Source organism: Nonomuraea roseola, from assembly GCF_039535395.1.
Classification (GTDB): Bacteria; Actinomycetota; Actinomycetes; order Streptosporangiales; family Streptosporangiaceae; genus Nonomuraea; species Nonomuraea roseola.
Window position 1 is genome coordinate 464137 of record NZ_BAAAXC010000006.1, and the last position, 18006, is coordinate 482142.

General features: G+C 73.2%; 15 protein-coding genes. 8 read left to right on the forward strand and 7 right to left on the reverse strand.

Going from position 1 to position 18006, the window contains the following annotated elements:
* The first annotated feature begins 31 nt into the window (after positions 1 to 31).
* The gene (locus ABFX55_RS07870) at positions 32 to 1024 is read left to right on the forward strand and encodes a DUF4349 domain-containing protein (protein ID WP_346119059.1); all 993 of its coding nucleotides are present in this window, start codon (positions 32 to 34) and stop codon (positions 1022 to 1024) included.
* Here the strand turns inward: ABFX55_RS07870 and ABFX55_RS07875 are convergent.
* A complete protein-coding gene (locus ABFX55_RS07875; protein WP_346119060.1) occupies positions 985 to 3684 on the reverse strand; it encodes an AfsR/SARP family transcriptional regulator in 2700 nt (899 codons plus the stop codon). The genes ABFX55_RS07870 and ABFX55_RS07875 overlap by 40 nt on opposite strands.
* Positions 3685 to 3824: 140 nt before the next feature.
* Between ABFX55_RS07875 and ABFX55_RS07880 the strand changes: the two genes are divergently transcribed.
* Positions 3825 to 4298: a TSUP family transporter gene (locus ABFX55_RS07880; protein WP_346119062.1), complete on the forward strand. Its 474-nt coding sequence runs from the start codon at positions 3825 to 3827 to the stop codon at positions 4296 to 4298.
* Complete coding sequence (locus tag ABFX55_RS07885) at positions 4250 to 4582, forward strand: TSUP family transporter (RefSeq protein WP_346119064.1); 333 nt, start codon at positions 4250 to 4252, stop codon at positions 4580 to 4582. The genes ABFX55_RS07880 and ABFX55_RS07885 overlap by 49 nt, the downstream gene beginning before the upstream one ends.
* Before the next feature lie 4 nt (positions 4583 to 4586).
* Here the strand turns inward: ABFX55_RS07885 and hemE are convergent, their stop codons facing one another.
* Positions 4587 to 5606 carry a uroporphyrinogen decarboxylase gene (hemE, locus tag ABFX55_RS07890; protein WP_312895495.1) on the reverse strand — a complete coding sequence of 340 codons (1020 nt, stop codon included), beginning with the start codon at positions 5604 to 5606 and terminating at the stop codon, positions 4587 to 4589.
* A gap of 612 nt (positions 5607 to 6218) precedes the next feature.
* Between hemE and ABFX55_RS07895 the strand changes: the two genes are divergently transcribed.
* From ABFX55_RS07895 to ABFX55_RS07915, 5 genes are all read left to right on the forward strand, one after another.
* Positions 6219 to 6812, forward strand: coding sequence for a DUF3000 domain-containing protein (locus ABFX55_RS07895; protein ID WP_346119066.1), 594 nt, complete (start codon positions 6219 to 6221; stop codon positions 6810 to 6812).
* Positions 6809 to 8050 carry an HRDC domain-containing protein gene (locus tag ABFX55_RS07900; RefSeq protein WP_346119068.1) on the forward strand — a complete coding sequence of 414 codons (1242 nt, stop codon included), beginning with the start codon at positions 6809 to 6811 and terminating at the stop codon, positions 8048 to 8050. Before ABFX55_RS07895 ends, ABFX55_RS07900 begins: the two co-directional genes overlap by 4 nt.
* A gap of 70 nt (positions 8051 to 8120) precedes the next feature.
* Positions 8121 to 9260: a Gfo/Idh/MocA family protein gene (locus ABFX55_RS07905; protein ID WP_346119070.1), complete on the forward strand. Its 1140-nt coding sequence runs from the start codon at positions 8121 to 8123 to the stop codon at positions 9258 to 9260.
* Positions 9257 to 10420: a dihydrodipicolinate synthase family protein gene (locus ABFX55_RS07910; RefSeq protein WP_346119072.1), complete on the forward strand. Its 1164-nt coding sequence runs from the start codon at positions 9257 to 9259 to the stop codon at positions 10418 to 10420. The genes ABFX55_RS07905 and ABFX55_RS07910 overlap by 4 nt, the downstream gene beginning before the upstream one ends.
* Positions 10417 to 11247: a sugar phosphate isomerase/epimerase family protein gene (locus ABFX55_RS07915; RefSeq protein WP_346119074.1), complete on the forward strand. Its 831-nt coding sequence runs from the start codon at positions 10417 to 10419 to the stop codon at positions 11245 to 11247. Before ABFX55_RS07910 ends, ABFX55_RS07915 begins: the two co-directional genes overlap by 4 nt.
* Before the next feature lie 68 nt (positions 11248 to 11315).
* On the opposite strand, the gene ABFX55_RS07920 is transcribed toward ABFX55_RS07915, so the two are convergent.
* The 5 genes from ABFX55_RS07920 to ABFX55_RS07940 form a co-directional block, all read right to left on the reverse strand.
* Complete coding sequence (locus ABFX55_RS07920; RefSeq protein WP_346119076.1) at positions 11316 to 13970, reverse strand: PEP/pyruvate-binding domain-containing protein; 2655 nt, start codon at positions 13968 to 13970, stop codon at positions 11316 to 11318.
* A 130-nt stretch (positions 13971 to 14100) separates the two neighbouring features.
* Positions 14101 to 15078 (reverse strand): alkaline phosphatase family protein, encoded by a 978-nt coding sequence (locus ABFX55_RS07925; RefSeq protein WP_346119078.1) that lies wholly within the window; start codon positions 15076 to 15078, stop codon positions 14101 to 14103.
* Positions 15075 to 15863, reverse strand: coding sequence for a sugar phosphate isomerase/epimerase family protein (locus ABFX55_RS07930; protein ID WP_346119080.1), 789 nt, complete (start codon positions 15861 to 15863; stop codon positions 15075 to 15077). The genes ABFX55_RS07925 and ABFX55_RS07930 overlap by 4 nt, the downstream gene beginning before the upstream one ends.
* Positions 15864 to 16859 (reverse strand): LacI family DNA-binding transcriptional regulator, encoded by a 996-nt coding sequence (locus ABFX55_RS07935; RefSeq protein ID WP_346119082.1) that lies wholly within the window; start codon positions 16857 to 16859, stop codon positions 15864 to 15866. It lies immediately after the preceding gene.
* A 118-nt stretch (positions 16860 to 16977) separates the two neighbouring features.
* Positions 16978 to 17946, reverse strand: coding sequence for a hypothetical protein (locus ABFX55_RS07940; RefSeq protein WP_346119084.1), 969 nt, complete (start codon positions 17944 to 17946; stop codon positions 16978 to 16980).
* Positions 17947 to 18006: the final 60 nt, after the last annotated feature.

Here is an 18006-nt window from a genome sequence, read left to right on the forward strand (position 1 = left end):
GCACCGGGCAGCTCGCGTCCGTCTCACGGGTATGACCAGATTCCGGTACGGCATGGCGTTGACCGCGGCGTGCGCCGCACTCCTCGTGTCCGGCTGCGGCGGCGGCGGAGGCGAGGCCGCCACATCGGGCTCCGCCCCCCAGCAGATCAGCCCCGCCTACGACTCCGACGTGACGGAGCAGTCCGGCGAGGCCCCGAGAACACCGGCGACACGCGGGGGCGGGCGCGGGGCCGAGCAGGTCAAGGTCGCGCCCGAGCAGCGGTCGATCATCTACGTGTCGCAGCTGACGGTGCGCGCCAAGGACGTCACCAAGGCGGCCGACCAGGCCAAGCAGCTGGTCACCGGGGCGGGCGGCCATCTGGCCAGTGAGGACTCCGGCTCCTTCGACGGCGGAGGAGGCGAGGCCACCCTGATCTTCAAGGTGCCGCCCGCGGTCTACGCGCAGGTGCTCGACCGGCTCGGCAAGGAGATCGGCAAGCGCGAGTCGCTGCGGCAGAACACCAGCGACGTGACCGAGGAGGTCGCCGACGTCGCCAGCAGGCTGAAGTCGGCCGAGCAGGCGCTCGCCGCCATGCGCGCGCTGCTGGCCAAGGCCGACACCGTCGGCCAGGTGATCCAGGTCGAGCGGGAGATCGCCTCACGCGAGTCCGAGATGGAGTCGCTGCAGGCCAGGCAGAAGGCGCTGGCCTCGCAGGTCGCGATGGCGACCCTCACGCTGCGGCTGGTCGGGCCCTCCACGCCCGTGGCCGAGCCGTCCGACGAGCCCGCGGGCTTCCTCGGCGGGCTGGCGGCGGGCTGGTCGGCGCTGGTCGGCTTCGTGAAGGTGCTGCTGACCGTGATCGGCACGCTGCTGCCGTGGCTGATCGTCATCGTGCCGCTGGCCGTCGCCCTCCTGCTGCTCGTACGGCGGCTCCGCGCCCGCCGTCCCTCGCCGCCGAAGGCTTCGCCGCCTCCCGTGCCGGTGACCCACGGCGCGCCGTCCCGTCAGCCCGAGGACGACGACGCTCGTCCCTCCTCCGACTGATCCGCGCGCGCGGCGGTCAGCCGATCCAGCACGCCGCGGATCTCCTCGGCGCGGGCGCTCTCGCCCACGCCCGCCGACAGCCGCGCCGCCTCGGACAGGACGGCGGCCGCCTCCCTCGTCCTGCCCAAACCCGCCAGCGCCTTTCCCTTGCCCTCCAGGCCCATCGCGACGTGGGCCAGGTCGCCCCAGGAGCCCGCGATCTCGACCACGGTGCGGTACAGCTCGTACGCCCTGGCGTGCTCGCCCCTGCGCAACGCGATCCTGCCCAGGCGGGTCGAGACCTCCACCTCGATCCGCCCGATGCCGAAGGTGGGCACGCCGGTCAGCAGCGCCTCCGCCTCGGTGTAGCGCTCCAGGTCCTCGTAGACGCCCGACATGAAGCACAGCGTGAGCCCGAGGACGGGCGGGTCCTGGGTCTGCCGCACCAGGGCCAGCGCCTCCTCGTAGAGCGGGAGCGCCGCCTCGGGCCTGCCCGTCCTGCGCTCGACCGAGGCCAGGTTGGCCAGGGCCAGGATCCTGGTGTGGCCGCTCACCTCGGGCAGCGCCTCGGTCAGCAGCGGGCGCGCCTCCGCGTAACGGCGCTCGATCGTCGCCAGCGCCCCGAGCGAGACCAGCATCGCGTTCTCGCCCCTTCTGTCGCCATGGGCGCGGCAGGCCCCCAGCGCCAGCCGCGCGGTGGCCCTCCAGTCGTCGAGGTAGCCCCTGAGCTCGTACAGCCGCACCCCCGACAGCGCCAGGTCCCAGCAGTGCGTCGTCAGGCCGAGCTCGGCCGAGCGTTCGACCAGCCCTGTGAGCGTGCGGCGTTCGGCCTCGAGCCAGGCCAGCGGCTCGGCGAGCACGGTGGCTGACACCCCGGGCTCCGGCCTCCAGCGTGGCGCCTCGCCGTGGAAGGGGATGAAACCGTCGAGATAGTCGCGGGAGACCGCCTCCTCCGCCAGCGCGAGGAAGGCCTCGAACGCCCTGCTCAGCGCCTTCTGCCTGACGGCGGGCTCCATGGCGGCGTCGGCGCGCTCGCGGGCGAACAGCCGGATCAGGTCGTGCAAGCGGTAGCGCTGCTGGCCGGAGGGGTCGGTGCCGAGCGGCAGGACGAGCTGGGCGTCGGCCAGCCGTTCGAGCAGGTCCGCCGCCTCCTCCGTCGAGCCGTCGAGCAGGGCGGCGGCGATCCAGGGCGCGTAGCCGCCGGGCAGGTCGAGCAGGCCGAGCCGTTCGAAGAGGGTCCGCTCGGCCCCGGACAGGGCGCGGTGGCTCAGCTCGAAGCCCGCCCGCACGTCGAGCTCCCCCGCGCGCAGCTCGTCGAGGCGGCGGCGCTCCCGCTCCAGCCTGGCGGCCATGTCCTGGACGGTCCAGCCTGGCCGGGTGGCCAGGCGCGCTCCAGCGATGCGCAGCGCGAGCGGCAGCCCGTCGCACAGCGCCGCCACCCGCGACAGCGACTCCATCTCCTGCTCCCGCCCCGCCCCGCCCTCGGGCCGCTCACGCGAGGCGAGGCGGGCGACCAGGGCGGCGGCCTCCTCCGGCGGCAGGACGTCGAGCTGGAGGGGCAGGGCTCCCTCCCCCGCCACGAGCCCGTCGAAGCGCCTGCGCCCCGTCACCACGACGCGGCAGCCTCCCGCACCGGGCAGCAGCGGCCTGACCTGCGCGGCGCCCGCCGCGTTGTCGAGCAGGATCAGCATCCGCCTGTCGCGCAGCAGGCTCCGGTAGAGGGCCGTGCGCTCCTCGAGCCCTGCGGGCAGGCGGGTGACGCCGAGCGCGTGGCAGAAGCGTTCGAGCACGTCGGCGGGGTCCAGCGGGGCGGCCTGTCCTCGCAGGTCCACATAGAACTGGCCGTCGGGGTAGCGGTCGGCCACCCGGTGGGCCCAGTGCACCGCCAGGCCCGTCTTCCCCACCCCTCCGGTACCGCTGATCACGATGAGCGGCGGCGCGCCGTCCAGCGCGGACAGCTCGGCGGCGCGTCCTGTGAAGGGGAAGACGTCGGGCGGCAGCTGCGCGGGCCGTAAGGCGGCGACGGGGCTCTCCTCCCGCAGGATCTCCGCGTTCAGCTCCCTCAGCCCGCGGCCAGGCTCGATGCCGAGCTCCTCGGCCAGCAGCTCGCGCGCCTCCTGGTAGCTGCGCAGGGCGTCGGCGCGTCTGCCGGCCAGGCGAAGCGCCCTCATGAGCTGCTCGCGCAGCCGTTCACGTAAGGGGTGCGCGGCGACGGCGGCGGCCAGCCCTTCGACGGTCTCCTCGGCCCTGCCGAGCGCGAGCATCGACTCGGCGCGCTGTTCGACCGCGCGCAGGCGCAGCTCCTCGAGCCTGGCGGCCTCCTCCCCCACGGCCTCGCCCGGCAGGTCGGCGTAGGCGGGGCCGCGCCACAGCGCGAGCGCCCTTCCCAGGACCTCGGCGATCCGGGCGGGGTCGTCGAGGCCGGCGGCCGAGGCGCACAGGCGCTCGAAGCGCTCGGCGTCGAGCTCGCCGGGGTGGACGGTGAGGAGGTAGCCCTCCGGCTGGCGGGTGAGGCGGTCGCCGCCGAGCGCCTGCCGTACGTGGTGGACGTGCCAGCGCAGCGTCGCGGGCGCAGGAGGGGCCTCGCCCCAGGCGGCCTCGGCCAGCCTGCCGGGGGGCACGGGCCTGTTCGCCTCGGTCAGCAGCACGGCCAGCAGCGTGCGCTGTTTGGCGGAGGTCACCTCGACAGCTTCCCCGTCACGGCTGATTGACAGCCGCCCCAACACCCCGAAATGCACCCGCCCAACGGTGGCACAACGTCCGCCCAACGGCCACTTGGGACCTTCCCCTCAGGGGACCTGGGCACTTCGGGGGATATCGGGTGAAAGTCGAGCTGATCTTGTTGTTGCTCGCCGTCGCGCTGGCCGCGGGGTGGGTGGACGCCGTCGTGGGCGGAGGAGGGCTGGTGCAGCTGCTCGCCCTGCCCGCCGCACCGCCGCCCGCCGTGCTGGCGACCGACAAGCTGTCGTCGATCGCGGGGACGACGGTCTCGGCGGTGGGCTTCGCCAGGAGGGTCCGCGTGGAGGCGCGGGTGGCGGTGCCCGCGACGGTGCTGGCGGTCGCGCTCTCGGGGGCGGGCGCCGTCACCGCGGGCCAGGTGCCCGCCGAGGTCTTCAGGCCGTTCGTGCTGGTGACGCTGGCCCTGGTGGCGGTGCGGTGGTCGCCAGGCCCACCCTGGGCACACGCGTACGGCGGCGCCCCGCGCGCCGGCGCACCCTCGTGCCCGCCGTCGTGCTGGTCGGGGTCGTGCTGCCGTTCTACAACGGCCTGGTCGGGCCGGGAACGGGCGCGATGATCCTCATCGCCCTCACCACGCTGCTCGGGCTGGACTTCGTCATGGGCTCGGCGACCGCGAAGGTCGTCAACGTGGGGGCCAACCTGGGCGCGCTGGTGGTGTTCGCCGCGCAGGGCCAGGTGTTCTGGCTGCTCGGACTCGGCATGGCCGCCTGCAACGTCCTCGGCGCCCGCGTCGGCACCCGCACGGCGCTGCGCAGGGGCGCGGCCTTCATCAGGGCGACGCTGCTGTGCGTGGTGGCCGCCCTGATCGTCAAGCTCAGCCTGGACCAGCTGCGCCTGTGAGGCGTCAGCGGAAGGAGTGGACCAGGTCGGTGAGGCGGCGCAGCTGGTCGGGGTCGGTGCTCGGCAGCACCCCGTGACCGAGGTTGAACACGTGGCCCTCGGCCGAGCGCCCCTGCTCGAGGATGCTCAGCGCCTTGCGCTCGACGGCCTCCCACGGGGCCAGCAGGATCGCGGGGTCGAGGTTGCCCTGCAGCGCCCTGCCAGGCCCGACGCGCCGCGCGGCCTCGTCGAGCGGCACGCGCCAGTCGACGCCCACCACGTCGGCGCCCGCCTCGCCGAGCACGCCGAGCAGCTCGCCCGTGCCCACCCCGAAGTGGATGCGCGGCACGTCGGGCACCGCCTCGAAGATCCGTCTGGTGTACGGCAGGACGAACTCGCGGTAGTCGTCGGGCGCGACCGCCCCCACCCATGAGTCGAACAGCTGGATCGCCGAGGCGCCCGCGTCGATCTGGACGCGCAGGTGCCGGCTCACGATGTCGGTCAGGCGCTCCATGAGCGCGTGCCACAGCGCGGGCTCGCCGTACATCATGGCCTTGGTGTGGTCGTGGTTCTTGGAGGGGCCGCCCTCGATCAGGTAGGAGGCGAGCGTGAACGGCGCGCCCGCGAAGCCGATCAGCGGCGTGGAGCCCAGCTCGCCGACCAGGCTCTGGATCGCCTCGGTCACGTAGGGCACGTCGCCGGGCTCGAGCGGGCGCAGGACCTCGAGGCCGGCCCTGTCGCGGATCGGGTCGGCGATGACCGGGCCCACACCCGGCTTGATGTCGAGGTCGACGCCGATGGCCTTGAGCGGCACGACGATGTCGCTGAAGAAGATGGCCGCGTCGACGCCGTAGCGGCGCACCGGCTGCATGGTGATCTCGACGATCAGGTCGGGCGTCGCGCACGCGGTCAGCATGGGCACGCCCTCGCGCACCTTGAGGTATTCGGGCAGCGAACGCCCTGCCTGCCGCATGTACCAGACCGGGGTGTGGTCGACGGGCTGGCGACGGCAGGCGCGCAGGAAGGCGGAGTCGGCGAGATTCACCATTCAAGGGTGCCACGCCATGGTGGCGGTCGCTCCACCGGCGCTAATCGGAAACATACGCATGCGAGGGCTAAAGTCACGATCAGGAGTCGAAGTAGAGGTTTAGCGCAGTTCATCCCTTTAGCTCGGGCCTGCCATCCGGACCGGGCCCCGAGCTTCGCGTCGCCCAGGTACAGTTCATCTCACGGTCGCCCCCAAATCCCCTCCTGACTGGACCAAATGTTCGCCAATCCACCGCGCGTCATCGAATACCGCCTCACTTTCAGGACACGCCGAGCGCGTTGCGCGGAATTGTCAGCGCGGCATGCCAACGTCGGAGCCACGTCCGCGAAGAAAGGCTCCGTACCGATGACCGCGTTGTGGAGTTCCCCCGAGCGCCGCAGTGAGCACTGCCCCTCATGCGCAGGTGAGAGGCCGTTCGAGCAGCCGCCATGCATGGAGGGGCACGAGGTCTGCCCCGAGTGGGCGTGCCTCGAGTGCGGTCACGCGCTGCTCGCCGGTCCCTTCGAGCCGTCAGAGCCAGGCTCGCGCCCGCTGACGGTCGCGGCTTGATCGGCCCGGATGAGCACCCCCGTGGTCCCCATGCGACCGACCTCGACCTACGCTTCGGCTATGACCCTCGGTGACGCGCCGCAGGCCCCCGCCGCCTTCAGGCGGGCGGTCGAGAGCCTGCGCATGGCCGAGGTCAGGCCGGAGATCGAGCTGGAGGACCTCCCGGCTCCCCAGCGGCTCGCGCCCTTCAGCGCCGCCATCGGCGCCTCGGTCTACCGCGACGACGAGGAGCTGGCGGTCGGCAGGCTGATCCTGCTGTTCGACCCGGAGGGCCAGCGCGGCTGGCAGGGCCAGTTCCGCCTGGTCGCCTACGTCAGGGCCGACATGGAGCCCGAGATCACCTCCGACCCCATGCTGGGGCCCGTGGTGTGGAGCTGGCTGACCGAGGCCCTCGACTCTCGCGAGGCGGGCTACTCGGCGGCGGGCGGCACGGTGACCAGGGCGGTCTCCGAGGGCTTCGGCGACAAGGCCGACGACCCCGTCTCCACCGAGTTGGAGCTGCGCGCGTCGTGGTCTCCCTCGCAGGAGGACCTCTCCGGCCATGTCGCCGCCTGGTGCGACCTGATGTGCCTGGCGGCAGGCATCCCACCGCTCCCACCCGACGTGGCCACGATGCCGCGCCGTCGCGAAGATCCGGAGTCCACCAGGCCGTGACCGAAAGCAGTGAGAGCACCACCGAGGCCGTCGTCCCCCTCCTCGAGCCGCGCGAGGGCATCCCGCCGGTCGTCACCTCGAGGCAGGGGCTCGAGGCCACCGTCGAGGCGTTCGCCAAGGGCAGCGGCCCGGTGGCCGTCGACGCCGAGCGCGCCTCGGGTTACCGCTACGGCGGCCGCGCCTACCTGGTGCAACTGCGCCGTGCGGGAGCCGGCAGCGCGCTGATCGACCCGATCGTCTGCCCCGACCTGTCGGAGCTCGACGCGGCGGTCGCCGACGCCGAGATCGTGCTGCACGCCGCCTCGCAGGACCTGCCGTGCCTGGCCGAGGTGGGGTTCAGGCCGCGCAGGATGTTCGACACCGAGCTGGCGGGCCGGCTGCTCGGCTACGAGCGGGTCGGCCTGGGCACGATGGTCGAGACCGTCCTCGGGCTGCGCCTGGAGAAGGGGCATTCGGCGGCCGACTGGTCGACCAGGCCGCTGCCCGAAGACTGGCTCCGCTACGCCGCGCTCGACGTGGAGGTGCTGGTCGAGCTGCGCGACGTGCTCCACGACGAACTGGTCGCCAGCGGCAAGCTGGCGTGGGCGCAGGAGGAGTTCGCCGCGATCCTGGCCATGCCGCCCGCGCCGCCGAGATCCGACCCGTGGCGGCGCACCTCGGGCATCCACAAGGTCCGCAACGTGCGGGCGCTGGCGATCGTCCGCGAGCTGTGGACCATGCGCGACCAGATCGCCCGCGAGGGCGACATCGCGCCCGGCAGGGTCCTGCCCGACGCCGCGATCATCACCGCGGCGCTCGAGATGCCGCGCACCAAGAAGGCGCTGACCGACATCACCGCCTTCACCGGCAGGTCCGCCAGGCGCCACATGGGGGCCTGGCTCGACGCCGTCCACAGGGCGCGCACGCTCGCCGACTCCGAGCTGCCCGCGCCCAGCACGCCCGGCGAAGGGCCGCCGCCGGCCAACCGCTGGCCCGACCGCGATCCCGCCGCCGCCAAGCGGCTGGCCGCCGCCCGCGCGGTGGTCGCCGCGCTGGCCGACGAGCACCGCATGCCGACGGAGAACCTCCTGCAGCCCGAAGCGGTGCGCAGGCTCACATGGGAGCCGCCCGCCCAGATCAGCGACGAGTCGGTCGCCGAGCGGCTGCGCTCGCTCGGCGCGCGCGAGTGGCAGATCGGCCTGGCCGCCCACCCGCTGGCCAAGGCGCTCGACAGGCTCGAGACCAAGGGCATCCTCTAGACCGCTTGACGCCCCGGCGTCCACGGCCTTACGGTCTTCTGGAAAGCGCTTTCCCCTTAGGAGAGGTCACATGAGCGTGCGCACCATCAGCGTCGTGATGAACGGCGTCACCGGGCGGATGGGCTACCGCCAGCATCTGGTCCGGTCGGTCCTGGCCATCAACGAGCAGGGCGGCGTGACGCTCTCCGACGGCGACAGGGTCGTCCTGCGCCCCATCCTGGTCGGCCGCAGCGAGGCCAAGCTCGCCGACCTCGCCGCGAAGCACGGCATCGCCGACTACACCACCGACCTCGACTCCGCCCTCGAGCAGGCCGACGTCTACTTCGACGCCCAGGTCACCCAGGCGCGGGTCAAGTCGGTGCTGAAGGCGATCGAGGCGGGCAAGCACGTCTACGCGGAGAAGCCCACCGCCGAGACCGTGCAGGAGGCCGTGGCGCTCGCCGAGGCGGCCAAGGCCAAGGGGATCAAGAACGGCGTCGTCCAGGACAAGCTGTTCCTGCCCGGCCTGCTCAAGCTGAAGCGGCTCATCGACGGCGGCTTCTTCGGCCGCATCCTGTCGGTGCGCGGCGAGTTCGGCTACTGGGTCTTCGAGGGCGACTGGCAGAGCGCTCAGCGGCCCTCGTGGAACTACCGCTCGGCCGACGGCGGCGGCATCATCCTCGACATGTTCCCGCACTGGCACTACGTGCTGGAGAACCTCTTCGGCGAGGTCGAGTCGGTCTACGCCAAGGCCGTCACGCACATTCCCTCGCGCGTCGACGAGCAGGGCCGCACCTACGAGGCGACCGCCGACGACGCCGCCTACGGCGTCTTCGAGCTGAAGGGCGGCATCATCGCGCAGATCAACTCCTCGTGGGCGGTCAGGGTGAACCGTGACGAGCTGGTGGAGTTCCAGGTGGACGGCACGCACGGCAGCGCCGTCGCGGGCCTGCGCAACTGCCGCGTGCAGAGCCGCGCCACCACGCCCAAGCCGGTCTGGAACCCCGACCTGCCCGTCACCGCGCGCTTCCGCGACGACTGGCAGGAGGTGCCCGACAACGCCGACTTCGACAACGGCTTCAAGACGCAGTGGGAGCTGTTCGTCAGGCACGTCGTGGAGGACGCCCCCTTCCCCTACGACTTCGCCTCGGGCGCGCGTGGCGTGCGGCTGGCCGAGCTCGGGCTGCGCAGCTCGGCGGAGGGCCGCAGGATCGCGCTGGAGGAGCGGTGAGAATCGATCTGCCCTCGGGCCCCTACACGCTCGCCGAGCCCGTCGTCTGGCCGGCCGTCGAGCGGCCGGCCACCAGCCGCGTCGTCTACGCGGCGGCCCACGTGGTCGCCGACCCGCTGGGCGACAACACCCCGGGCTCCCCCGCGGCGGTCGACTGGGAGGCGACCCTGCGCTTCAGGCGCCATCTGTGGTCGCACGGCCTGCGCGTCGCCGACGCCATGGACACCGCGCAGCGCAACATGGGCCTCGACTGGGCGGCCACCCGCTCGCTGATCAGGCGCAGCGCCGAGGAGGCCCGCTCCTTCGGCGACGCCGCCGAGCTGGTGGCCTGCGGCGCGGGCACCGACCACGCGCCGCAGGCGGCCACCCTCGACGAGATCACCGCCGCCTACGCCGAGCAGATCGAGACCGTGCGCGACGCGGGCGCGGGCGTGATCGTGATGGCCTCCCGCCAGCTGGCCCGCGTCGCCACCGGCCCCGCCGACTACCACCAGGTGTACGGCAAGCTGTTCGGCGTGGCGGGCCGCCCGGTGATCCTGCACTGGCTGGGCGAGATGTTCGATCCCCAGCTGGCCGGATACTGGGGCTCGCGCGACGTCTCGCGGGCCACCGAGTCCTTCCTCGAGCTGATCCACGCGCACGCCTCCTCCGTCGAAGGCGTCAAGGTGTCGCTGCTGGACGAGGAGCACGAGGTGGCGCTGCGGGCCGCGCTGCCCGAGGGCGTCAAGCTCTACACCGGTGACGACTTCAACTACCCCTCGCTGATCAGGACCGGCTCGCACGCGCTGCTCGGCATCTTCGACGCGATCGCGCCCGCCGCGGCGGCCGCCCTGCAGGTGCTCGACGCGGCGGAGGCCGCCTGCACCGAGGACGCCCGCGAGCGGCTGCTGGCCCACTACGACGAGATCCTCGCCCCGACGGTGCCGCTGTCGCGCAAGATCTTCGAGACGCCCACCTACAACTACAAGACCGGCATCGTCTTCCTGGCCTGGCTCAACGGCCACCAGGACGCCTTCGCCATGGTCAACGGCGCCCAGGCGGCCAGGTCGCTCCCGCACCTGTGCGAGGTGTTCACGCTGGCCGACCGGGCCGGCCTGCTGGCCGACCAGGAGCTGGCCGTCCACCGGATGCGGTCGTTGCTGGCGGTGAACGGGCTGTGAAGCCGGCGCTGAACCAGTGGACCACCAAGCGGTGGACGGTGGCCGAGGCCGTCGACGGGTGCGTCAGGCACGGCCTCGAGGCGATCGGGCTGTGGCGGCAGGAGGTCGCCGCGCAGGGCCTGGCCGAGTCGGTCAGGCTGGTGCGCGACGCGGGCCTGCGGGTCTCGTCGCTGTGCAGGGGCGGCTTCCTGACCAGCGGCTCCAGGGAGGCGCTCGACGACAACCTGAGGGCGATCGACGAGGCCGCCGAGCTCGGCGCGGCCTGCCTGGTGATGGTCGTCGGCGGTCTGCCGGGCGTCCCCGCGGGCCAGGCTCCCTCCGAGGGCTTCTCCCGCGACCTGGCGGGCGCGCGCGCCCAGGTGGCCGAGGCGCTGTCGGTGCTGGCACCCTACGCGGGCGAGCGGGGGGTACGGCTGGCGCTGGAGCCGCTGCATCCGATGTACTGCGCAGACAGGGCCGTGCTCTCGACCCTCGGCCAGGCGCTCGATCTGGCCTCGCCGTACCCTTCGTCGCAGGTGGGTGTGGTCGTCGACACCTTCCACGTGTGGTGGGACCCCTCGGTGTACGAGCAGATCGCGCGGGCGGGCGAGCGGATCGCCTCCTACCAGGTGTGCGACTTCCTGCAACCGCTCCCCTCCGACGTGCTGCTCGGCAGGGGCATGATGGGCGACGGCGTGATCGACTTCGCCCCGCTCACGAAGGCGGTGCTGGAGGCGGGCTACACCGGCGACATCGAGGTGGAGATCTTCAACGCCGACGTGTGGGCGGCCGACCCCGACACGGTGATGGCGACGATGAAGGAGCGCTTCGCCGCCCTCGTCGCCTGACTCCGTCTCCTCCCGGGCGCCAGGAGCCGGCGCCCGGGGCGACCCCCTCCCGCCGGAGGTGACGGGGCTCAGCCGGCGATCGAGACGACCCCACTGGAGCCGTCCACGGTGATCGTCGCTCCTGTGACGATCGCGTGCGTGGCGTCGGCCACCCCGACGACCGCGGGGATGCCGTACTCCCTGGCCACCACCGCGCCGTGCGACATCGAGCCGCCCATCTCCATCACCAGCCCTCCCGCCGTCAGGAACAGCGGCGTCCAGCCCGGGTCGGTGGAGGGCGCGACGAGGATCTCGCCCGGCTCCAGGTGCGCGCCGATCGGGTCGAGCACCACCCTGGCGGTCCCTGTGACCGTCCCCGCCGAGGCGGGGGTGCCGGTGAGCGCGCCCTCCCCCGCCTCGGCCCTGACCGCCAGCGCCTCCGGCTCGGTGCCGTCCGACAGCAGCATCCTGGGCACGTGACGGCGGCGCACCTCCTGCTCGTAGGCGGCTCTCCGCCGGGCCACCAGCTCTCTCAGCGAGCCGCCGGTCAGCGCCTGGCGCGTCTCGCGCAGGTCGAGGAAGTAGACGTCGTCGGCGCTGTCGAGCACGTCCTTGGCCACCAGTTCCTCGCCCACCACGCGCATGCTGCGCCGTACCGCGGCCAGCACCTCGACCGCGTAGTACTTCGGCAGCTCGCGCAGTCCCGCGAACATCCTGGTCCTGCGCAGGGCGAAGGCCGCCAGCCGTCCTCGCAGCCTGCCCCTGGCCTCGGCCATGGCGACGATCGTCCGCACCGCCCGCTCGGCTTCCCTGGCGCCCCTGGCGAACATCGCGTCGGGCGCCAGGTCCTCGCTGTCGAGGCGCAGGTAGTTGGCCAGCACGCCGAGGATGTGCGCGGGCTCGTCGGACCAGCGCGGCATGCCCAGGTCGATCTCGGCGACGCCGCGGTGGCCGTACCTGGACAGGAAGCCGGCGACCGCCCGCTGCGCCCTGAGCTCGCCGCGCTCGTAGGCGTCGGCGAGCTCGCTCACCCGCGCGGACCTGAACTGGGCGGCCGCCTCGGGGTCGGCGGCGATGTCCCTGGCCAGGTGCCACAGCTCCAGGTCCATCTCGGTGGTGGGGTTGTTCGGCAGGCTGCGCAGGACGGCCTGCAGTTGCTCGCCCTTCGCGCCCGACAGCTTTCCCGCCAGGCCCAGGCCCGCGTAGCCGGCGATGGCGATCGGCATGATCGACAGGATCGTCGGGAACGTGCCGCGCAGCACCCGCTCGGCGTGGTCGAGCCGCTGCTCGGCGGTGGCGTCCGGGCTGATCTCCAGCCTGGCCTCCAGCTTCTCTCCGAGACGCCTGGTGAAGGCGAGCGCCGCCCGCGGCCTGGCCAGCGCGAGGGCCACGCGCTCGGGCGCGCCGATGCGGCCGGCCGCCCGCATCGCCGTACGGATGAAGGGGCGCATCGAGGTGCTGGTGACCGAGAGCCTGGGGTCCTGCGCGACCTGCTGGAAGATCACCCCCGCGCGGGCCTCGCCGACGGCGAGCATCCGCGGCAGGATCGTCCGGCCCGCCCTGCTCCGGACGGCGGGCGTGATGTCGAGGAACAGCCGCTGCCCCGCCTCGGCCATGATGGGCGCTCCGGCCAGCCGGTCGGCGGGCGGGAAGCCGCACAACGCCGCCGCGCCCGCGCTCACCAGTTTGAAGGCCGCCATCCCCATCGGGGTGAACGGGCGCATGACGCCCTGGGCGACGTTCACCGAGAAGTAGACGCGCAGGCCGTCCTTGTCGCTCTCGGGCACGGGGTAGAGGGTGGTGATCGGCCTGGCCTGGGTGAGCCAGAGCGTGCCGTCGGCGTCGATCGCCCACTCGGTGTCCTGCGGGGAGCCGTAATGGTCCTCCACCCTGGCACCCAGCGCGGCCAGCGCGCGCACCCGCTCGTCGGTGAGGCAAGGCTCGCCCGAGGGGGTCTCGATCCGCTCGGTGCCGCCTCCTGGCAGTGAGCGGATCGCCACCCGCTTGTCGCCGATCCTGCGCTCGACGATCCGCGTGCTCGCCAGGTCCACCACGAACCTGTCGGGGTTGACCGCCCCTGACACCACGGCCTCGCCGAGCCCGGGTGCCGCGTCGATGACGGCCTCGCGGCGGCGCCCCGTCACCGGGTTGGCGGTGAACATCACACCCGCCACCTCGGCCTCGACCATCCGCTGGAGCACGACCGCCAGCCGTACCGCGGCATGGTCGATCCCGTTGGAGGCGCGGTAGGCCACCGCTCTGTCGGTCCAGAGAGAGGCCCAGCAGCGGCGGACGGCGTCCTGCACGGCCTCGGCCCCGACGACGTTGAGGTAGGTGTCCTGCTGACCCGCGAAGCTCGCGTACGGCAGGTCCTCGGCCGTCGCCGACGACCGCACCGCCACCGGCGCCCCCTCGCCGAGCCGCGCGTAGCACTCGGCGATGGCGGCGCGCACCTCCTCGGGAACGGGGGCCTCCAGCAGCAGCGCTCTCGCCCTGCCCGCCAGCTCGGCCAACGCGGGGGTGTCCGCCGCCGCCGTGCTCGCCAGCTCGGCGATGACCTCCTTGAGGCCCGCGCCCTCGGCGACCCGGTGGTAGGCCTGCGTGGTCAGGCAGCAGCCGGGGGGCACCGGCAGGCCGGCCCTGGTCAGCTCACCCAGGTTCGCCGCCTTGCCGCCGACCTCGGCGAGCATCGCGGCGTCGATGTCGCCGAACCCGAGTGCGAGCGATGCGCTTGCGGTCTTCATCGGGCGTTCCCCTTGCCGTCAGTCGTGCTTCTCACCCTGTTCGTCAGAGTCTGCAGCGCACAGCGGCATGACGGAATGCCTTTCCGCAAAAAAATTCATCAAGTGATGAACTTCTGTCTTCCGCGCCTGCTCAGTCCAGGGGCCGGCCGTCCAGACCCCAGGCGGGGTCGATCGCGACACCCACCCGCGACAGGGCCGTCGGGGCCAGGTCCACCAGGCGCGGCGCGCGAAGCGGCGGAGTCGGGCGGTCGAGCTCGCTCATGATCACGAACGTGGCGCGCTCCTCGTCGGTGACGCCGCCGTGCCCGCCCTCGTCGAGATGGCCGTGGTCGGTGGTGACCAGCACGGTCCAGCGCTCGCGCGCGTAGGAGGGACGTCCCCTGACCGCCGCCAGCAGGCGGCCGAGGAAGGCGTCCTGGAGCAGCAGCGCGTCGGCGTACTCCTGGCACAGCGGCCCGAGCCTGTGGGCGACCTCGTCGGTGTCGCCGAAGTAGACGAAGGCCAGGTCGGGATCCTGTTCGGCCAGATGGCGCTCGGCCAGGTCGGCCACCAGGAGGTCGCAGGCGGCGAAGGTGTCGGCGTAGCCGTCGAGCACCACCCGCTCGTCGATGGCGGCGCCGAACGCGCCGTGCTCGGCGAGCGCCGCCCACGAGAAGATCGCATAGGTGGACAGGTCGGGGCGCGCCGCCTTCGCCCGCACCAGGAAGTCGGGATATTTCGAGAAATCGGCGGCGACGAAGCCGTTGTCGACGACGCCGTGCTTGTCCGGCCACACGCCTGTGGCGATCGACGACCATCCTGGCCCCGAGTCGGTCCTGGCCACGATGCCGGCCCGCTCTCCCGTCGCCGCCGCGCCCAGGATCGTGGCCGCGAGCGCGCCGCCGCCCGGCGGGGCGTCCTGCGAGGTACGGCTGGGCACCACCTCGCCCGGCGACTCCGTGCGCGGCGTGGCGGCCTCGCCGTACGGGAGCAGGCCGGTTCCGCAGGCGCCCGACGACATCAGCTCCAGCAGCACCGGCGCGCCCACGGCCGCGATGCGGTCGAAGCGCAGGCCGTCCATGCCCACGACCAGCACCTTGGGCCGCGCGGCCGGGGAGGCGCCGCTCACGAGGCTGCCGAGGGGGCGTGGCGGCGCACCCACGCCGCCGCGCCTGGCAGGATCTCCTCGACCGGGGCGACCTGCGGATACCAGGTGCGCTCCCACTCCAGGGAGACCCACCCGTCGTAGCCGTGCGCCCGCAGCAGCTCTCCCGCCTCCTCCAGCGGCACGGTGCCCGAGCCCATGGGGACGGGCGTGGTGTCGGTGGCGGACACGGCGTCCTTCACCTGGACGTAGGCCAGGTGGGGAGCCAGCGCCGCCAGGCTCTGCGCGGGCGACTCCCCGTGCCGCCACGGGTGCAGCAGGTCCCAGAGCGCGACGGCGGCGTCAGGCCTGCCGGTCAGGTCGAGCAGCCTGGCCACGGCCGCGCCGGTGGCCATCTTGTCGTGGGTCTCGACGAACACGCGCACGCCCAGGGCGGCGGCCTCGTCGGCGACGGCGCGCAGGCGGCGGGCGCCCACGGCGGGATCGTCCCCTCGCGGGAAGACCCGCACGCCCTGCGCCTCGAGATCGGCCGCCAGGCGTAGATCGGCCAGGAGGGCCTCGACGGCGTCGGTGTCCGCCACCCCGGAGTCGCATATACCGACATATCCCGCCAGGGCGGCGACGGTGAGGCCCGCGTCGGTGATCTGCCGCAGCACCGCCTTCCGCTCCTCGGCCGCCAGCCCCGCGTGCACACCCGTGTCGGGATGCAGCCGCAGTTCGAGCCCTTCACACTCCCCCGCCGCCGCGATCGAGATCGACGACGTCAGGTCCTGCCCCGGCATTCCCAGGGTGCTGACCGCGAGCCTCACTTATGCCTCCACTGCTCTGACGCTCTCACGCATGACCACCTCACCGCTCACCCGCTCCACCCGCGCCTCCTCACCGAGGTCGAGCGCCATGGCCAGCGCCCTGGCCCCCATGTCGGCCAGCGGCAGCCGTACCGTGGTGAGGGCGGGCACATGGTCGCGCAGGGTCGTGATGTCGTCGAAGCCGGCCACGGACACGTCCTGCGGCACCCTGACGCCCCTGTCGCGATAGGAGGCCAGCGCGCCGACCGCCATCACGTCGTTGACCGCGAACACGCAGGTCGCCTCGCCCGTCCTGGCCGCCGCCTCGTAGCCGCCGTCGCGGTCGAAGGGGCCGTGGAGCACCAGCGGCTCGGGCAGCCCCAGCTCGGCGAGCGCGCCGGTGAAGCCGGCGCACCGGTCGGCGGCGGTCAGCAGCCCAGGGGGGCCGGCGAGCACGGCGAAGCGGGTGTGACCGAGCGCGGCCAGCGACCTGGCCAGGTCGGCGGCGCCTTCACGGTTGGCGGGGGCGACGGTGTCGACGTCGAGCAGGTCCTGGCCGACGCAGGCCACCCTGCCGCCGCTGCCGAGGTAGCGGCCGAGCTCCTCGCGCAGCCTCCCTGTGACGTGCGGGTCGTCCACCCTCGATCCGGCCAGCAGGACGGCCCGCACCCGCTGCGCGTTGAGCGAGGCGACGTAGGCGATCTCCTGCTCGGGATCGCGGTGCGTGGTGCCCACCATGACCAGCAGGCCCTCCTCGGCGGCCACCCGCATGGCGCCGTCGGCCAGCGCGGCGAAGTAGGGGTCGGTGAGGTCGTGAACCACGATGCCGATGACCTTGCTGGCGCCGCGGGCCAGCGTCTGCGCCGCGAAGTTGGTGCGGTACCCGAGCTCGGCCGCGGCCTGCTCGACCCGCGCGCGCAGGGAGGCGCCCACCTGGCGGGTGCTGCCGTTCAGCACGCGCGAGGCGGTGGCGAGCGAGACGCCCGCCTGTTTGGCGACGTCCTCCAACGTGACCATGAGCCCTCCCGGAAAGCGATTTCCAGTCTGTCAGACCGGCAGCCTTCGCGCGATCGTACGGTAATGACGACGGCAGCCGCCCTCCCCCACGGGGAAGGCGGCTGCCGTGAAGGGCGTTCTAGCCGAACAGCCAGTCCAGGAGTCCGCCCCTGCGCGGCTCCTCGGCGGGCTGCTGCTGCGTGGGAGCGGGCGCGGGCTGCTCGGTGGCGGGAGGCGCCTCGGTGCTCTCCGAGGACGAGGGGGCCTCGGACCTGGACTCCGAGGGGGACTCCGACTTCGACGTCCCGTCCCTGGCGGTGTCGTCCTTGAGCGAGCGCACGGGGGTGGCGCTCGGCTTGCGGGTGGCGGGGGCGACGGCGCGGCTCACCGTCGGCCTCGGCGTGGCCGTCCTGGTCGGCCGGACGCGAGCCACCGGCTCGGGGCTCTCACTGACCGTCGCGGACGCCTCGGGCGTCTGGGACGGGTCGAGCGGCGGCTCCACCACGGCGTCGGTCTCGGTCTTCTCGATGGGAGCGTCGGTGGCCACGGGCTCCAGCGAACGGCTGGAGGCGCACGCTCCGCCCGCGCAGGACTCGCCGCCCGAGCCGGTCAGCATCCAGCCGCCCGCCGCTCCGATCACCACGACGGCCGCGGCGCCCGCCAGCAGGAGCCTGGTGCGCCTGCGCACCTCACGCTCGGGCGCCCCGCTGTCCTCGGTCCATCCCGAGCCGAGGAAGCCCCGGGGAGAGGAGTCGCCCGAGACGTCGTAACCCTGGTCGAGGGGCAGGTACTGCGCCTCGGTGTCGGGCACCTCCAGCGCGACCACGGGCGGCGCGTCCAGGACCGTCACCAGCGGGACGTCCTCGGGGGCGACGGTCTCGGGCGGACCGGCGGCGACGAGGACGTCGGCGGCCTCGGGGGGGACCTGCTGGGTGGGCGGGGCGGGCGGAGCGGCGGCCTGGGCGGGCGCGGGCGCCTGGTCGGGCGTCCGCGGCTCTCCCTCCGCGTCGACGGCGGGCTGCTCGTCGGTGTCGGCCGAGTCAGGGGTCCAGCGGTCCGACAGCACGTCCCCGGTCATCTCGGGCCTGTCGTTCTCGTCGCGCGCCACGGTGAACCTCTCTAGTGCTTACTTGATCGCGCACCTTCCTAACAGACCCCACCACTTTTT

Bases quoted from the DNA above. Each gene is read 5' to 3' on its own strand.
- ABFX55_RS07895 (WP_346119066.1), top strand. From the start codon at position 6,219: ATGACCCTCGGTGACGCGCCGCAGGCCCCCGCCGCCTTCAGGCGGGCG.
- ABFX55_RS07870 (WP_346119059.1), top strand. From the start codon at position 32: ATGACCAGATTCCGGTACGGCATGGCGTTGACCGCGGCGTGCGCCGCA.
- ABFX55_RS07905 (WP_346119070.1), top strand. From the start codon at position 8,121: ATGAGCGTGCGCACCATCAGCGTCGTGATGAACGGCGTCACCGGGCGG.
- ABFX55_RS07935 (WP_346119082.1), bottom strand. From the start codon at position 16,859: ATGGTCACGTTGGAGGACGTCGCCAAACAGGCGGGCGTCTCGCTCGCC.
- ABFX55_RS07920 (WP_346119076.1), bottom strand. From the start codon at position 13,970: ATGAAGACCGCAAGCGCATCGCTCGCACTCGGGTTCGGCGACATCGAC.